We start from the raw sequence: 14,687 nt of genomic DNA, 5'->3' as shown, positions 1-14,687 counted from the left end.
CTAATTAATTTTTTCTAACATACAAAGTATAAGATGTTATTGTGTTATTGTAATCAAAAATTTTAATATAAACTGTTTGTCCTTGTGTTAAACTTACAGTCATATTTATTTGTCCAGCCGCCGCATCAGAGGCAAGTGGAGTAGTTGAAGAATCATCAGACGAATACACATACCCATCTATGTCTGTGGTAGACGTTGTTGTAATATTGTATGTTCCAGCAGAAGGAGCAGTAAAGGCAAAAGTATCAATATCATTTCTTCCGTCAAACACACCATTGCATACTGAATAAGTCGAAGATGTCAGAGTTGTTGCTGTTATTCTTTCCTCCCCTGCCACATCAGTATCAAGCATCATTGACTCACTCGATGAGGATGTTGGAGCCCCAGTATGTGGATAATCAGCAACAGCATCCTTAGTAATAGTAAAGAATTTCAAACTGCCTCCAGCATATGCACCCTGATTAGCTTTTTGTTTAATATTAGAATTAGTTAAAGTTACTGAATCACTAAAAGATAAGTTTGTTACCTTACCTATTCCAGGTTTATGTGACCATGTTCCATTAGAGTGCTGTATGTAAAAATGATAATCTGTGTTTCCAGTGACTACAGCTATTAGCCTTTTACCTCCAGAAATTTGAGCTACGCTGCTTGATGATGTAGTGTATTCCGTCAAAGTATAACCTAGTTTTTTTGCATCTAATTTCATATTTGAAACAACATTAGTCATTAAAAGGGTTGGATTGTTTGAAATAGCAAGTGTTTTTACTGAGCTAGCATCAGAGGCTTTTCTGAACTCCCCAGGCTGTTGTTTGTAAAAATTACTTACCTTTTCCCCACGGTACACTTGTAAAGCATACCCATAACAATTTTGCTTATATTGTAAGTAATCCCAACTAGACAGAGTCACCTCATTTGTGCTTGGGTTGTACTGGTAGTATGGGTCGTTAAATTTTGAAGGGCTGTAAATAGAATAAAAACGGTCTCTAACTATCGTTGCTCCAAATACGGAACTAAATGATAGTGAAGCTATAGTCACAAAAATACATCCAGTTATTAGCAGCTTAAGTACCTTATTCCTTTCCATTATTTTCTCTCCTTTGTAATATTATTTATAAATTGTAATATATTAGCATTCTATAATATCTTATGAATATTTACAATATTTTTTGTATTAATTTTATGTTACATTTAAAAGCGATATGGGATATCAGCATTTTCTAGTCTTTAGACTTTCCATCAATAGATAAAAATCTGGATTAGCCTTTTCTAACATTATACAGAACCTGTTTCACAGATAAATTATAAGATTGCTACATTCTGATTATAGAAAATCTTGTTCAGATGCAGCTATTTTTATTTAGTTATCAGAACGGAAATATCCTAATCGTCAATGTTTTATATTGGTACTACCATATTAGTAATGTATTAATATAGAAGAAGGGTTATATAAATGAAGTTGTAGTCACGCAAAGAAGTATGTAGTGAACTAGAGATTAGATGCGGTAACTTAGCGTACGATTTGTCGGATTATCAAAACTGTTCATAATAAAACTATTATAAATAAAGGACTTTACTGTTGTTTATATATAAATAACATTACTTAATTACACAGAATTATTTTAGTTTTTAACATGTATTCAACGTTAAAAGCTTAATAGCTACTATCACTGTTAACAGCACATTCCAATCAAATAGTCGAATTTTTCTAGTGCATAATATGTTGACATGAATTTTTCAACATTATAGTTGATATTTGCACTATTAAGTGAATGTATAATCTCTGGAAGAGTTCTTGCAACTACTTGTCTTTTTTGCTCATAATTTAGATGTTTAAAATATTATCTTCAGCTTTGCTCGCTTTTTGCTTCGCATGCTCAGGCGGCAGAGCGCCACTTTCATATATGTTTGGTCTCCGTTCTATTTGCTTCAAAAGCCAAAAAGAAATAGGATATCGAAAACCGATATCCTATTTCTTTTTGGAGCTCCCATCCAGATTCGAACTGGAGACCTCATCCTTACCATGGAAAAGGATATAAACCATACAGCCTAGTATCTATAAGGATTGTATGGTTTATTTTTTCTGTGTACCAATTAAGTACCACTTAATTTTTTAATAAAATAATTTTCATAACATTATTAAAAACAAATATTATATTCTAAATTTGTAAATATTATGGTATAATATTGTTATCCCATATTTGAAAAGACGGAAGTGAAATTCTAGGGAATTTTGATGGATGACAAAAAGAGCGAAGCATAGGCATAGGCTTCGCTCTTTTTGTCATTGTTTATATAAATTTATTAGTAGCTATTGTAAACATTATACATTAATAGTATAATAACATTAGAACATATGTTCTGTTTTTTAGTTAAGTATTTGCTTCTAATTTATTGCATTATTATGATTACTACTATAAAATGTAATTATTGTTATATAATAAACTATTATGTAAATTTAGGAGGAATACTATGGCAAAGAAAGATGGAACCATATATTTTTATCAGCTTCAATTTTCAAGAGTAACAACGCAGCTTAATCCTGATGGTTCTTTTGTTGAACATGCATTACCAGCACTTACATTTAAAGAAGAGTTTATAAGACTTTTAAACACTAACTTAAACCAATATCATACCATGACATTTAGAGACGAATTTTCGCTAGAAGTAATAGCAAGTGGTAACCACATAAATTTACTTCCCACTATAGGAAGTCTTGCATTAAATGAGAACACAACTATTATTTTCGGGAAATTGGGTAGAAAGAAGGATATCATAAATTTTCAACGAAGAAATGTTAATACCTTAAAACCGAATGATATTGAAAAATCTATTGATGAGTTTTTTGAATGTTTTACATATTTTTATACATTTTATGAAGAAAACAATGGCAATCCAGTAGTTACTATAGCTTTTTTAAAGGCTCAAGCAGCTCCTGACATAAGAAAATTAGCTTTATTATCATCATTAATGACTTCACCAGATTATAAAATTAAAGTTGAGCCTATTATTACTCCAAATGGTCTTGCACTTTTAATGAATAAGCGCATAATTAATTCCATAAACTATAGTGTTTCTCTTCCTACAGATGATACTTTGGCTCAAAATATTTTTGGTGTTAATCATGAAGATGACTTTGATTCATTTAATAATCTTAAGACTTTAAATTTTACAATCACTCTCAAGGGATCTAAAGGGAAAAATATATTGAATAATAGAAATATTTTGGCAAACATATCAGAAAGGGTTAGAACTTTTACGAATAATCGGAACGGAACTAATGCTTCAATTAGCGCAATGGCAAGAAATGATAACGAGAAAATGATAGAATATGACTTTTTGGATAATCTATTTATATCTAAAACCTCATTTGATTTTGGAACAGAATCAGGCTGGGAAGATATAGTAAAGGCGAAAATGCATGAAAAGTATTTAGATTTAAGGAGCGACTTATTACAATATGTGAGGTGATTTTTGTGGTAATTAAATCCAATGTTCTGCGTTTCTATTGGAGCAATATCTTACTCTTTGTGGTATCAGTTTTTATTACTATTATTTTATTTAAAAACAATTGTTTTAAAATTGATCAAAATAAGGTAATTGATTTAACAAATTATAACGCAGTAATAGCGGGTTTTCTATTTACAGCATTAAGCATATTAATTAGCGCATTATCTAATGAAAGAATTGCAAGATTAAAGAAATACCACTATATAGATAAGTATTTTGCAGCTATAATAATAGCGCTTATATTAAGTATTTCAGCTTTAATATTTAATTTTATGTATTTGTTTTTTACTATTAAGTTTATAACCGACCATATAATAATTTTTCAAAAAATTGTTGTTGCAGAATCATTTGTAAGTTCAATATTTTTTATACAAGGTGTTTATTATGTAATTAAAACACTTAAAAAATACTGAATAATGCCCTCAAGATTTATCCCCTTGTGTAGGTCTTGAGGGCATTAACTTTAATAGTTACTAATTATAACTTCACCATACCTTTTATCCTTGTCAGAATATCTGGCTGTAAGATTATTATTTCTTTCAATCGCTTCAATATGGAAATTCTCATAATGGTTCCAGACATACTCACAATCATTATAGGACAGTATAAATTTCCCTTTAATGTCCTTCAGCACAGCGTAAAGGCGTTCATGATCATCTTGCGTAAACTGAGACTGATAATATTTCTCTGTTCCATAATAAGGTGGATCTAAATAAAAAAGCGCATCTGGCTTGTCGTAAACCTTAACCAAATTTTCAAAATCCTTATTTTCAATAGTTACTTTTGAAAGCCTCTCCTGGATAGCAGACAGATATTGAACTGTTACTGATATATCCCTTTTGACACAACCATATGTACGAGCATTACAACCATAGCTTGATTTTATTATCATAAAGAATCTTGCTGCTCTTTGTATATCTGTCATTCCTCTTGCATTATACTGAGCTTTAAAATCATCAAAGAGCTCTCTTGAATTTAGCATATATGAGAGTTCTCTCTGCAGTTCCTGGCAATGATATTTTATACATCGGTATAAATTTACCAAATCACTATTGTAGTCATTGTATACTTCCATATCTGCATGCTTCTCACTTTGAAACAAGACCCAGCCAGCTCCTCCAAATACTTCTACATACCTATCAAATTTCTCTGGGAATCTGCTTACTATTTCTTTTCTTAAAAGCTTTTTTCCACCAATCCAACCAATAAAACTATTCATATAAATCCTCCAAAATTGTAATATATTTAGCCTCGACTTTTGCTGTAAATTTGAAATAGTAAAGCCCTTATGAGTTTAATCCTAAGGGCATATCATTTATTATTTTGCTTCATCTGCTTTTTTGAAAACTATAGAATTGTTTATCTTTCCATCATCCAGATAATCTTTAACGTCGTTGTACCATTCCTGCAGCTTTTCCTTTAAGGTTTCCTCAGTTATAAATATTTGTAACCATTTAGGCATTAGCAAATATAATTCCTTAATAACAAATTCAAACCTCTCCTGCCCTTTTTTTGTGCCGGTAATCTCTTTTTCTGCTTGCAGTATAAACTTATATGCTAGTTTTCTAAGTTTCTCCCAACGTTTATTTAAAACAAGATAAAACACATAAAAAAATACTGCCAAACCAAGCAGTATAGTTGAAAAGTTACTTACTATAAACTCTAACATTATTTTTTACCTCCCATTTTTCTTACAATATTCATGATAAAATCACTAAAATATGGTATGGTTTTTAGTTTATCCAACCAATTTTCTGGCTTTGTCATGCAATCTTTTATAACCTCTTCCGCTGTCTGATAATTTAAACCTAAAATCTTTTGGCAACACTGTAGAACCTCTTTAGCTTTAGCCTTAGTTTTAGAACCAGCAATTCCATCACATTCTAGACCAGCAAATACTTGAAATTCCTTTACATTCATGTCCTTGCTTACCCCCTTCAAAACTGTATCTCTAATAAATTTTTTCTTGTTTTCGCTTATACCCACCAGCTCAATAAGCGTTACATGCCAAGGCTCATGTGTCATTGTTTTAACTAAGCCAAACTGTTTTAGTTGTGTATTTGCTAAATTCTCAAACCATGAATCGCCTATATCCATAGCGATACAATAGCAATGGTTGGATTTACCATAAGCAGAAGCCCAACACTTACCATCTGGGGTATAAACAGCTCCATTAGGTAATTGATAAGCTCCTTGATTTTTATGTTGAGCTAATACTTGAGCATTAATAATCTTTTGTTTTTCTAAACTTCTGTAACCACTAGTGCATGTACAGCTTTTACCTTTGTATTCACATAGTTTGTTTATTGCGTCAATAAGTTTTGGATATACAAAAGCTTCATCTTGGTATTTAAACTTTACTTCCGGCATCTTTCCCCACCTCCTCTCTTAGTTCATCAATTCTATGGTGAGCTTGCTTCGCTGATTCCTCGACACCCTTTACGCGTTCAACTAGTTTAAAGTGACGTTCTTCGGTTGTTTCTTGTTTACGCTTCAGGTCGTCAACACCAGCTTTTATATATCCTACATCTGACATGAGCGCACCAGAGCTCCTTCCAGAATCTGAACTTTCTTTTTTTAATCCGTTTCTATATCCAATATAAGCAAAAATAATGCTGCTAATAGTTCCAAGAATCCCAATAGCTGCAGCAGCGTTTATTTCCATCTTTTATCCCATCCTTTCTATATTTTTATAAATAAAAAGGACTACCCATCGCTGAGTAATCCTTCTTGTAACATTATTAACTTTCACTTTTTACATATTTATTAATTCTCATGTATTAAGTACCATTGATAACAATAACCTGATATAGTTTTACCATTAGTTGATACTCCAGTTACATATGCCCAGTCACCAGATGATTTACCATCATCATCTTCCCAAGTTACATCAGTTCCATTTGCAAACTTTCCTATTATTGAGTAATTTGTTCCTGGACCACTACGTACATTTAAATTAGAGCCATCTGTGTTAACTGTTAGAACCCATGTTTGAGCACATGCTATTCCTTGTCCAAGTATTAAGGATAAACCTAAAATACTAGCAATTAGAGCAGTACGTATTTTCTTAATGAACATATTTATCACCTCACTAAATTTCTTATACCCATATATTACCATATATTTATATTAATGTAAATATGTTTAATAATCCTGTCCTATTAAGTCTGCATCTAGTAATGCCTGTACGCTTGCCCTCCATCTTTCAGGCACATCATTTATAGTTTTTAAACCGCTTTTTATTAAATCATAATAAATCTTAGCCATTTGATGAACCTCCTACCACCATCTCTGCTAATTCAGCTAATGCTAATTTTATTTCTGTGTTTTCTTCTTTTAATGCTTGCAGTTCTGATTTTGGTAAATCCTCAAGCACAGCTACATTAGGTGTTACACTTACATCAATACTAACTGCATGCTTTCCTATCGGAATTTCTATATCTAAGTATGGTATACCTACTGGAGAATATAAATTGCTTCCTTGTTGCTGACTAAGTATTGTACCATTAGTATCATATATAATTCTTGTAATCATTTTTTTATTCTCCTCTCTAATCATTCAAATGCCCAATATTCATACTCAAAAAAAGTGTACGAATTGTTTTTTACGGAAAAAGTGAAACCGTCATTCGTCACGGTCCATATAGGTATTCTAGTACTATATGCACTGTAATCCCCTGCTGGAGAATACGTAGCTGTGTTGATTCTTGAATATGTTGCAACATTCTGAAAAATCCCATTACAATACTCTGCTACTATCTCATAGGCATTAGAACTAACCGTTACTAGACAGCGTATTATAATGCATGATGGCCTAAAACCTAAACCCGTTATAGAAACTACAGTAACGTCAACATCTGAAAAACCGTGAGCCCACTTTCTTTTTGTGCTAGTTCCTGTAAGATTAATACCGTTTCCACTACTAAAGGTATATCCAGCATCCACATTATCCGCTTTAGCTGTTCCAGTAACAGGCTGTATAGTTTGCACTCCGTTTAAATATTGCCCTGCTGCTATAGTCTGTACCGCTGTGCTAGGGCTATATGTAACAGCTCCTTTACTTGGTATTATTCCTGTTATATCTCCAGTATCTGTACTCGCTGTTTTTCCGGCAAGTAAATCTGCAGGAGTAGCATTGCCGGATGAATCACTACCCTGTAATATAAAATTTCCAGTTTCTTCGTTATATCTGAGAGTATATATGCCCCCACTTTTTAATACTGCTGCATTTCCATTTGGTTTTTTTATAGGTTTTGGTCCTATACTATTCCAATTTAATGTAGGGTTTGCTCCGCTGTCAGTGTGTACTGTAATAACAACTCCTATTTTGTCTACTAATGAAACAGGAGGCGGATCGCTTGTACATGTATATGCTGTAGCAGTGCCTCCTGTAATTCCGCCGTTAGCTGGTTGTCTCACATAATTTGATAAATAAGATTTAAGATTTTCAGTATTTGTGTTTGCTATATTTTGAGCAGCTATTGAAGCACTCACCGCATTATCTGCTGTTGCTTGTACTGCAGCCACAGTTGTAACCAGTTCATCAAATTCCTGAGTAGTAACATATACATTACTTGAATCTATTACAGCTGTAACACTTGAGGCATTGCCTATTATGGTCAGCACACTTATTACCTTTTCTAATATCTGAGAGCCCTCTGCAGGAATGAAGTCTGCTAGTGCTCCTGCATTTCCATAGCAGTACATTATTTCTGCAGAACTATTGTCAGGATCTTCTGCAAATACCGCAAGTTCCCTCCAGTAGAATCCTTCTGTTAACCCTTGATTTGTATATGCTGCTGTTACTTTCGCCCTGCCACCTGCAAATACTTTGAGCCCCGTTATGCTTAAGTTCGCCTTCTCACTTATTACATCTTTCATTTCATCAATAATATGGCTGCCAATTAATCCATCACCCATTTTGATACGGGTAAATCTTATACTAATACCTGTTTGTGCTCTAGCAAGAAGTGCTCTCCCCCTTGCCGTTATTTGTATTGTATTGAAACTCATTTATCACACCACCTGTTCTACTGTATAGAAATCTGCGATTTGAACCGCACAGGCATAATACACTGTCATTTGTGCAGACATATCCACTATTACAGTGTCCATTACTGTGCTTGCTCTTTTTACCTTGTTAACAGCATCAACAAACATCTCTGCCTGTTCTCCTGTAACACTATGGTTGCTCGTAATAACTCTAAAATGGTACTCTTCACCACCATATTCAAACCACTCTTCTACATATCCGTCTCCAAATATATCTGATATAACTCTTGCTACCGCTTCAGCTGTACCTCTTTGTTTATGTGTTCTGAAGCAGTTTTTAACTAAGAGTCTTTTAGCTGTAATATCTAGGTTCGAAGCATACTCAGGTATATTAAATTGCCATGCTAGTTCATCAAGCACATTATTACTAAGCTTATCTATATTTGCATATATCTGAGCCTTAGCAATATTTACAATCACCTTGTTAAGCTGGTTCTGAATTGCGTATGCAAAACCCTGTGCGGTTATATCTTCACGCATGAATACAGGCAGGAATTCCATAAGATTGAGTCCGTTATCTAATTTCACCTTATCTTCCCCCTATAGTATTACTGAATCGTTGAAGTCGTTATTGAATAATGCCAGTACTACAAACTGTCCTACTGTTGCTATATCTGCGGCTCCTTTATGATAAAAGGGCACTGGTGCAGTAACTACATTATCATATTCCAATAAAATAACCTCTGCTGTATTTGCAGAGGCATTAATTGATGATATCTTTCCTTTAACAAGCATTTGTTACTCACCTATTCCTTTATATGTTACTGATGCTGATGTTATCTGAGCAACTTCTCCTACCGACATTGTGACTCTTGTTGGCGAAGTTATATCAACTCTTGAAGCCCCAGCATTAAGCATGTGCTTTCTAAGTTCATCCGGATTTATTGCCCTACCGATTTTTCCTGTCTGCCATACCCTGTATTTATTTACTGAAGATGCTACAGCTGATTGAATAGATGCTGCATTAAACGCATTGTCCGGACTGATATAATATTCAACTTCAATTGTTGTATTTACTGGTGTAGCAGGTACAACAGTCACGTAATCTGTCATTGGTCTACGGGATTTATCATTTACCTCATTATTTACTGCAGCAATAATGGTATCTTCTAATTCAGGAATGGCACCATCTTGCTTTAATACATATATAGTTATATTGCCTGCACTTGGAGAAGTAACTAATACATCCCCTACATCTGGGCTTGCATTTCTTGCCCAATATTCGTAAGCTTGTGTAGGTCCTGCTGTTGAATAACTGTATGGTGCTGCCCTTAGTCTTTCTCTGTATGCATCATCTCTTTCTATATCCGTTCCCCCAGAACTCATATCTATATTTACTACAGATGAAACATATGGATTGCAATCCACAAGTTTGTTTATCTGGCCAGCTGCAAATCCATTATATTCTATACCAGGACTAGTTGCCGTTGCAGTTACTTCTCCATAGGTGCTTCCTCCTGCTATGGTAAGTACTGTATCCGTTGCAAAAAATATATTTCCGTCTGGTGTTACCCTTGTACCTGCTGGTATTGTTACTACTCCGGGCTGGGCCTGTGACAGAGTAAACCTAATTGTTACTTTTGCTTTTTGTGCCTCCATTCGTGGTGTTCCATACAACTCTCCAAGTGCATCCAAAGTATCACCATATGCATATCTTAAGAGATTGCTTCTGCCTGTAGTGTTTATGCTATTTAATAGATTTACAAATACATATGCAAATCCCTGTAGAAACAATCTTCTGGCATCTCCTGCATACAGTATTTCTCCGGTATAGTTCTCAAAATCATTTATGAGTTCAGAAGTTATTTGCTCTGCATCTATATTTACAAAATTTATTTCACTCAAACTTCTATCACCACCTTGATAAGGATATCTCCAATTGCAGTTACCCCTTCTATTTCTATTTCTTTGACAGTTACTCTAGGTTCATAAGATATTACTTCAATTGCATTACTTATTATCTGACCCTTTACTTCTGTAATTGGCATATCCATATAGTCTGAATCTATACCCATGTCTCTCATATATGGAACTTCTGACATTTTCGTTTTTAGAATATTGGCAACATTGTCCGCTATCTTCTCATATCCTTTTGCTTGCCAGTTTATAGACGAGGCTGAATCTACTTTAATTAACATTTTTCATTGCCTCCTCTAATGCTTTTATATCAGCAGCACTCATTCCTTTATCTTTTTTTCCCTTTTTTTTGCTTGTGGCATCTTTTTTGTAGCCTTTCGAAGCAAATTCCTCAAATTGTAGGTCAAGTTTAGCTTTTAAGAATCTTCCGTTTTTCCCTATTATCGTGTCTGATGTGCTCACTGATTTCAGTAAAAATCTATTTTTAGATATTACTTTACCGCCTATGGTGAATATCTCCGGAACTTGTGATAACATCTTTTTATTCCACCAGTCTATTTCAGCTTTCACATCCACAAAACGGGCATCAAGGTTTATGCTGAAACTTAGTGTTATAAGGTTAACCCCTTTTATATATGTACTAGGTTTTCCTCCCTCTACCTCCTGCGTTTCAGTGTTAAGAGACTGCGAAAATGCAAGTTCATCTAATGTATATATTTTTTTATTGGATACTGTGAATGCTTTAGTTCCAAATGTAGCTAATGACATCTAGTCCACCTGCCTTGCGTATACATATGACTTATTATTTACTGTATCAAGTGATACCTTATACACATAATACTTGCCGTCAAATGTTCCAAATTCTTTTATGTTTATCAAACTCCCTGCAGAAATATCAGTTATAAATTTCATTGGTAAATATGTAGTTACAGCATATTTATTTATATTTCTTAGGTATCCATTCGCCCATCTTTCAGCCTCAGCAATTGAATTCAAATACTCTATCTCGAGTCCGCTACCACCTGCATAAATACTTCGAGCAGTATAAGTTATAAGATTTCCAAACGGAGCAGCATATCTGACTGTAAAACTGCTAAACAAGTTATCTGATTTAGTGAATTCATAGTTTTGAAACACATCATTTGGAGTAATTATGGGCTTTGCTGTTTTTCTTTCCATGTACTCTTCACTGAATATTATTATTTTTCCGTCTGATATCTTACAGCTGTAGCCTTCACGTATACAAATCATATTCAGAAAATCTAGGTCAGATTGATTCATCTGAGATATTACTGTATATGCATAGTCTGTAATTCCATATACTTCATAGGTAAGTCCATTTGCATCTGCAATATCTGATATTATCTGAGTAAACTTTATATTTCTCCATATTCTATTTTTAGGCTTCTTTGCAGACAATGGCGTAGAAATTGCATTTAGTGTGAAAGTTCCAGCACATTGACTTACTCCATCAACATACATAAGTCCTGTACTATAATTCCCTGTCTTTACTTCCAAAATATCTCCACGTTCTGGGTTCCATTTTCCCCATAGCTTGTCACTATCAGGAAATGTGATTCTTACATCGTCTGCTCCCCCGCCTGCATAATCATGTAAAACACATGATTTTATACTGATATCCTTAGTTATGTCCTTCCCCTCGTATATCAACTGTGTCATGACGTACCTCTTTTCCATGGTGGCAGTGTATCAGGGCTTTGGGAGTCAAGTATAGGTATACTTAACTCCACACCATCATCAAATATTAATATGTTAGCATATTGGGGATTGCAATCTATAAGGTTGGAAACCTTATAGGGTGTTCCGTAAAAATCCTCGGATATGGTGTCCCATGTTTCACCCTGAGAGGTTATATATTTTGTTTTATATAAACTATAAGCCATAAGCAAATCTCCTCTTACGTGCAAAGTATGCATCCATCCTGCGCTCGAATTCGTCCTCCGCCTCAGATATCTGCTGTTTTATATCATTTCCTCCATGAATAACTGGTGCAAATGTTACGTATATATCTCCTCCACCTGTTACACCCACTCCTGCAGCTGCTTCTGCAAGCAATGCTCTGCTTCGTGGTTTGTTATTGTGTGGCACGACTGTTTCTGGCCCTGCCTCACCTATCATTGCAAGTGTTGGATTATTAACTGTAGCACCTTTGGCCAGCATTGGTATCATAGGAATATTAATGCCTTTACCACCGAATTTAGGAACCCAGTCAGGAATTTTAAGCTTATTCAGCCCCGCTATAAAGCTGTTGTTTATGAACCCTATTAATGTATTTATAGGTGACTTTATTATTTGAACAACACCATTTACCCAATTTCTAAAGCCTTCATTATACTTATATAGAGTTGCAAATATAGCTCCAAATGGGTTTAATATAAAGCCTATAACTAGTGGCCAGTTGCTTTTTATCCAATCTATGGCAATCTTTACTCCTGAAACTATACCGTTCCACAGTCCAATCCAAAAGTTTCTGAAGCCTTCACACTTAACCCATAGAACTGCAAATATAGCAATAAGTGCTGCTATTCCTGCTACAATCAATCCTACAGGATTCAACGACATTGCCAAATTCCACAACTTCTGAGCTACTGTCGCAAGTTTTATTTTCCCTGTAAGTAGTCCAACTATTGTTTCCCACGCCGTAAATGTACCATTTAATACTGCTTGCTGAACAGCAGCACTTGTCTGGCCCATTGAAAATAAGGTAAGTGCAAGTCTAGCTTTTTCAATTGAGCCGATTACATTTTGTACTGTACTAACTACCTTCCACGCTAGAAATGCTGCACCTACTCCGGCTATTAATGGCAATAACCTGTCAAGTAATCCTATTGTTCCCGGTATTCCAGTAAATACTATCCATTTCAAATATGGGATAAATGCTACAACCCCGTTCATTATAGATGTGCCGACATTCCCAATTGCATTTGATATCATTTCTATTTTTTCAGGATCGCTGGTGAAGCTTGCGAGTGCGGTATTTACCTTTTCCAATGCTTTTGTAGCAACCGGTAATAATCCTGTTGCCAATTTGCCTAAAGTCTCATTGAATCTAGTAGTTGCAACTCTCTTCTGGTTTGCATATGAAGTTTCCAATGTTTTATTGAAATCTCCCTGTGCATCTTTAGATTGCTGCATTAGATACAGATACCGTAATTGTGTCTGAGCTGCTTGGTCCATTGAATTCCATGAAGCTTTTATGCCCTTTGAAAGTGCAAAGGCTTCCATATTGGCCACAGACATGTTTATACCAAGTGCTTTTAATGGCTCAGTTTCTCCCGATATTCCAGCTCGTATTTTCTCAAATGCATCGTCTTGAGCCAGATTATAAAAGGATGCAAAGTCTCCGGCCAGTCCTGCCAAATCAGTTGACATTTGAACTAATTTTTCCGATGCAATTCCTGAACTTTTCATCAAGGCTCCAAGGGTACCTGTATACTGTTTAGCCTGAAGCGTAGAAAGACCGTAAGCTTCAAGTGCTTTTTCTGACCAAGCATCTATTTGTTTTGAACTTGCCTTGAAGGTAGTATCTACAACATTTTGCACTTCCGTAAGATCTGAGGCAGTTTCAAGTCCTTTTGCTCCAATACCCCCAACTGCAATCCCTATTGCTAGTGTAGTGGCAGCAGTAACTTTTGCAGCAGTTTTTAGAGCCCCACCAATTTTATTCATTACTTTTGAGGTTGTTTCTGCTTTTTTCTGAGCCGTTTCAAATGCTTTATTTAGTGTAGGAGAAGTCTTTCCACCGATAACAATATCAGTTTTCAATTGCTTTGCCATTATTTCTCCTCCTGTGTCGCATATTTTTTCTTTAGGTAATACTCTAAGTCATCATAGAAGGCACAAAGTTCAAGGACTGGTATCTTATCGCATTCTAAGAAACTTGTTGATGTTTCTGCGGTTATGACGGTTTTTATTTGCCGTACAAAATCCGGGCTTATTACTCCTCCGATTCGAGAAAAAAATCACGTGATATGAGCACCGCCTTTTGATAATCTTTGCTCTTGAGATTAGCCATATCATCAAAAGAGATACCAGCTGCAGCTGCAAATAATGCAGCATGGTAATTTGGATCAAGTTCCATGGTACTAACTACTATCTGTTTTTTTGCCAGTTCTCTTACTGCATTCTGTATGTCCGCTCCAGTAAGAGCATCCAAATCATACTCTATTTCTTGTTTTTCCTCACCGTTTATTTTCACTGGCGTATTTAACTTTAAAATACCCATAATGTAATTCCTCCTCATAATAAAA

19 protein-coding genes are annotated in these 14,687 nt (G+C 34.8%); 1 reads left to right on the top strand and 18 read right to left on the bottom strand.

Annotation, left to right across the window (positions count from 1 at the left end):
- Nucleotides 1–4 precede the first annotated feature (4 nt).
- Nucleotides 5–1,084, bottom strand: coding sequence for a hypothetical protein (locus tag EHE19_RS01680; protein WP_137699010.1), 1,080 nt, complete (start codon nt 1,082–1,084; stop codon nt 5–7).
- 1,385 nt (nt 1,085–2,469) lie between these two features.
- Here EHE19_RS01680 and EHE19_RS01675 point away from each other — a divergent pair.
- On the top strand, nt 2,470–3,468 hold the full coding sequence (locus EHE19_RS01675; protein WP_137699011.1) for a hypothetical protein: 999 nt from the start codon (nt 2,470–2,472) through the stop codon (nt 3,466–3,468).
- Nucleotides 3,469–3,970: 502 nt separating this feature from the next.
- Here EHE19_RS01675 and EHE19_RS01665 read toward each other — a convergent pair.
- The 17 genes from EHE19_RS01665 to EHE19_RS01590 form a co-directional block, all read right to left on the bottom strand.
- Entirely contained in the window at nt 3,971–4,726 is a 756-nt protein-coding gene (locus EHE19_RS01665; protein WP_137699013.1) for a DNA adenine methylase, read from the bottom strand.
- A 99-nt stretch (nt 4,727–4,825) separates the two neighbouring features.
- On the bottom strand, nt 4,826–5,176 hold the full coding sequence (locus tag EHE19_RS01660) for a hypothetical protein (RefSeq protein ID WP_137699014.1): 351 nt from the start codon (nt 5,174–5,176) through the stop codon (nt 4,826–4,828).
- Complete coding sequence (locus EHE19_RS01655) at nt 5,176–5,877, bottom strand: M15 family metallopeptidase domain-containing protein (RefSeq protein WP_137699015.1); 702 nt, start codon at nt 5,875–5,877, stop codon at nt 5,176–5,178. The genes EHE19_RS01660 and EHE19_RS01655 overlap by 1 nt, the downstream gene beginning before the upstream one ends.
- A complete protein-coding gene (locus EHE19_RS01650; RefSeq protein WP_137699016.1) occupies nt 5,858–6,172 on the bottom strand; it encodes a hypothetical protein in 315 nt (104 codons plus the stop codon). The genes EHE19_RS01655 and EHE19_RS01650 overlap by 20 nt, the downstream gene beginning before the upstream one ends.
- Nucleotides 6,173–6,273: 101 nt before the next feature.
- Nucleotides 6,274–6,585, bottom strand: coding sequence for an SH3 domain-containing protein (locus EHE19_RS01645; protein WP_190530454.1), 312 nt, complete (start codon nt 6,583–6,585; stop codon nt 6,274–6,276).
- 66 nt (nt 6,586–6,651) lie between these two features.
- The gene (locus EHE19_RS19900) at nt 6,652–6,774 is read right to left on the bottom strand and encodes a CD1375 family protein (RefSeq protein WP_280513958.1); all 123 of its coding nucleotides are present in this window, start codon (nt 6,772–6,774) and stop codon (nt 6,652–6,654) included.
- Nucleotides 6,767–7,042 carry a hypothetical protein gene (locus EHE19_RS01640; RefSeq protein WP_137699018.1) on the bottom strand — a complete coding sequence of 92 codons (276 nt, stop codon included), beginning with the start codon at nt 7,040–7,042 and terminating at the stop codon, nt 6,767–6,769. Before EHE19_RS01640 ends, EHE19_RS19900 begins: the two co-directional genes overlap by 8 nt.
- Nucleotides 7,043–7,062: 20 nt before the next feature.
- Nucleotides 7,063–8,520 carry a hypothetical protein gene (locus EHE19_RS01635; protein ID WP_137699019.1) on the bottom strand — a complete coding sequence of 486 codons (1,458 nt, stop codon included), beginning with the start codon at nt 8,518–8,520 and terminating at the stop codon, nt 7,063–7,065.
- A gap of 3 nt (nt 8,521–8,523) precedes the next feature.
- The gene (locus EHE19_RS01630; protein WP_137699020.1) at nt 8,524–9,087 is read right to left on the bottom strand and encodes a phage tail protein I; all 564 of its coding nucleotides are present in this window, start codon (nt 9,085–9,087) and stop codon (nt 8,524–8,526) included.
- A gap of 12 nt (nt 9,088–9,099) precedes the next feature.
- Nucleotides 9,100–9,294, bottom strand: a complete 195-nt coding sequence (locus tag EHE19_RS01625) for a hypothetical protein (protein ID WP_137699021.1) — start codon at nt 9,292–9,294, stop codon at nt 9,100–9,102.
- 3 nt (nt 9,295–9,297) lie between these two features.
- Nucleotides 9,298–10,404: a baseplate assembly protein gene (locus EHE19_RS01620; RefSeq protein ID WP_137699022.1), complete on the bottom strand. Its 1,107-nt coding sequence runs from the start codon at nt 10,402–10,404 to the stop codon at nt 9,298–9,300.
- Nucleotides 10,401–10,697: a GPW/gp25 family protein gene (locus tag EHE19_RS01615; RefSeq protein WP_137699023.1), complete on the bottom strand. Its 297-nt coding sequence runs from the start codon at nt 10,695–10,697 to the stop codon at nt 10,401–10,403. Before EHE19_RS01615 ends, EHE19_RS01620 begins: the two co-directional genes overlap by 4 nt.
- A complete protein-coding gene (locus EHE19_RS01610; protein WP_137699024.1) occupies nt 10,687–11,184 on the bottom strand; it encodes a phage tail protein in 498 nt (165 codons plus the stop codon). The genes EHE19_RS01615 and EHE19_RS01610 overlap by 11 nt, the downstream gene beginning before the upstream one ends.
- Nucleotides 11,185–12,096: a phage late control D family protein gene (locus EHE19_RS01605; protein ID WP_137699025.1), complete on the bottom strand. Its 912-nt coding sequence runs from the start codon at nt 12,094–12,096 to the stop codon at nt 11,185–11,187.
- Nucleotides 12,093–12,320: a tail protein X gene (locus EHE19_RS01600; RefSeq protein ID WP_171003651.1), complete on the bottom strand. Its 228-nt coding sequence runs from the start codon at nt 12,318–12,320 to the stop codon at nt 12,093–12,095. Before EHE19_RS01600 ends, EHE19_RS01605 begins: the two co-directional genes overlap by 4 nt.
- The gene (locus tag EHE19_RS01595) at nt 12,310–14,214 is read right to left on the bottom strand and encodes a phage tail tape measure protein (RefSeq protein ID WP_137699027.1); all 1,905 of its coding nucleotides are present in this window, start codon (nt 14,212–14,214) and stop codon (nt 12,310–12,312) included. Before EHE19_RS01595 ends, EHE19_RS01600 begins: the two co-directional genes overlap by 11 nt.
- A 160-nt stretch (nt 14,215–14,374) precedes the next feature.
- On the bottom strand, nt 14,375–14,662 hold the full coding sequence (locus EHE19_RS01590; RefSeq protein WP_137699028.1) for a phage tail assembly protein: 288 nt from the start codon (nt 14,660–14,662) through the stop codon (nt 14,375–14,377).
- Nucleotides 14,663–14,687 lie beyond the last annotated feature (25 nt).

Origin of the sequence: Ruminiclostridium herbifermentans (assembly GCF_005473905.2) — a bacterium.
Classification (GTDB): Bacteria; Bacillota; Clostridia; order Acetivibrionales; family DSM-1351; genus Ruminiclostridium; species Ruminiclostridium herbifermentans.
Note: the sequence above shows the minus strand (reverse complement) of the source record. Positions and strands in the feature narration are given on the sequence as shown.

Bases quoted from the DNA above. Each gene is read 5' to 3' on its own strand.
- EHE19_RS01610 (WP_137699024.1), bottom strand. From the start codon at position 11,184: ATGTCATTAGCTACATTTGGAACTAAAGCATTCACAGTATCCAATAAA.
- EHE19_RS01650 (WP_137699016.1), bottom strand. From the start codon at position 6,172: ATGGAAATAAACGCTGCTGCAGCTATTGGGATTCTTGGAACTATTAGC.
- EHE19_RS19900 (WP_280513958.1), bottom strand. From the start codon at position 6,774: ATGGCTAAGATTTATTATGATTTAATAAAAAGCGGTTTAAAAACTATA.
- EHE19_RS01605 (WP_137699025.1), bottom strand. From the start codon at position 12,096: ATGACACAGTTGATATACGAGGGGAAGGACATAACTAAGGATATCAGT.
- EHE19_RS01665 (WP_137699013.1), bottom strand. From the start codon at position 4,726: ATGAATAGTTTTATTGGTTGGATTGGTGGAAAAAAGCTTTTAAGAAAA.
- EHE19_RS01645 (WP_190530454.1), bottom strand. From the start codon at position 6,585: ATGTTCATTAAGAAAATACGTACTGCTCTAATTGCTAGTATTTTAGGT.
- EHE19_RS01615 (WP_137699023.1), bottom strand. From the start codon at position 10,697: ATGTTAATTAAAGTAGATTCAGCCTCGTCTATAAACTGGCAAGCAAAA.
- EHE19_RS01680 (WP_137699010.1), bottom strand. From the start codon at position 1,084: ATGGAAAGGAATAAGGTACTTAAGCTGCTAATAACTGGATGTATTTTT.
- EHE19_RS01595 (WP_137699027.1), bottom strand. From the start codon at position 14,214: ATGGCAAAGCAATTGAAAACTGATATTGTTATCGGTGGAAAGACTTCT.
- EHE19_RS01600 (WP_171003651.1), bottom strand. From the start codon at position 12,320: ATGGCTTATAGTTTATATAAAACAAAATATATAACCTCTCAGGGTGAA.
- EHE19_RS01625 (WP_137699021.1), bottom strand. From the start codon at position 9,294: ATGCTTGTTAAAGGAAAGATATCATCAATTAATGCCTCTGCAAATACA.
- EHE19_RS01635 (WP_137699019.1), bottom strand. From the start codon at position 8,520: ATGAGTTTCAATACAATACAAATAACGGCAAGGGGGAGAGCACTTCTT.
- EHE19_RS01660 (WP_137699014.1), bottom strand. From the start codon at position 5,176: ATGTTAGAGTTTATAGTAAGTAACTTTTCAACTATACTGCTTGGTTTG.
- EHE19_RS01675 (WP_137699011.1), top strand. From the start codon at position 2,470: ATGGCAAAGAAAGATGGAACCATATATTTTTATCAGCTTCAATTTTCA.
- EHE19_RS01640 (WP_137699018.1), bottom strand. From the start codon at position 7,042: ATGATTACAAGAATTATATATGATACTAATGGTACAATACTTAGTCAG.
- EHE19_RS01590 (WP_137699028.1), bottom strand. From the start codon at position 14,662: ATGGGTATTTTAAAGTTAAATACGCCAGTGAAAATAAACGGTGAGGAA.
- EHE19_RS01655 (WP_137699015.1), bottom strand. From the start codon at position 5,877: ATGCCGGAAGTAAAGTTTAAATACCAAGATGAAGCTTTTGTATATCCA.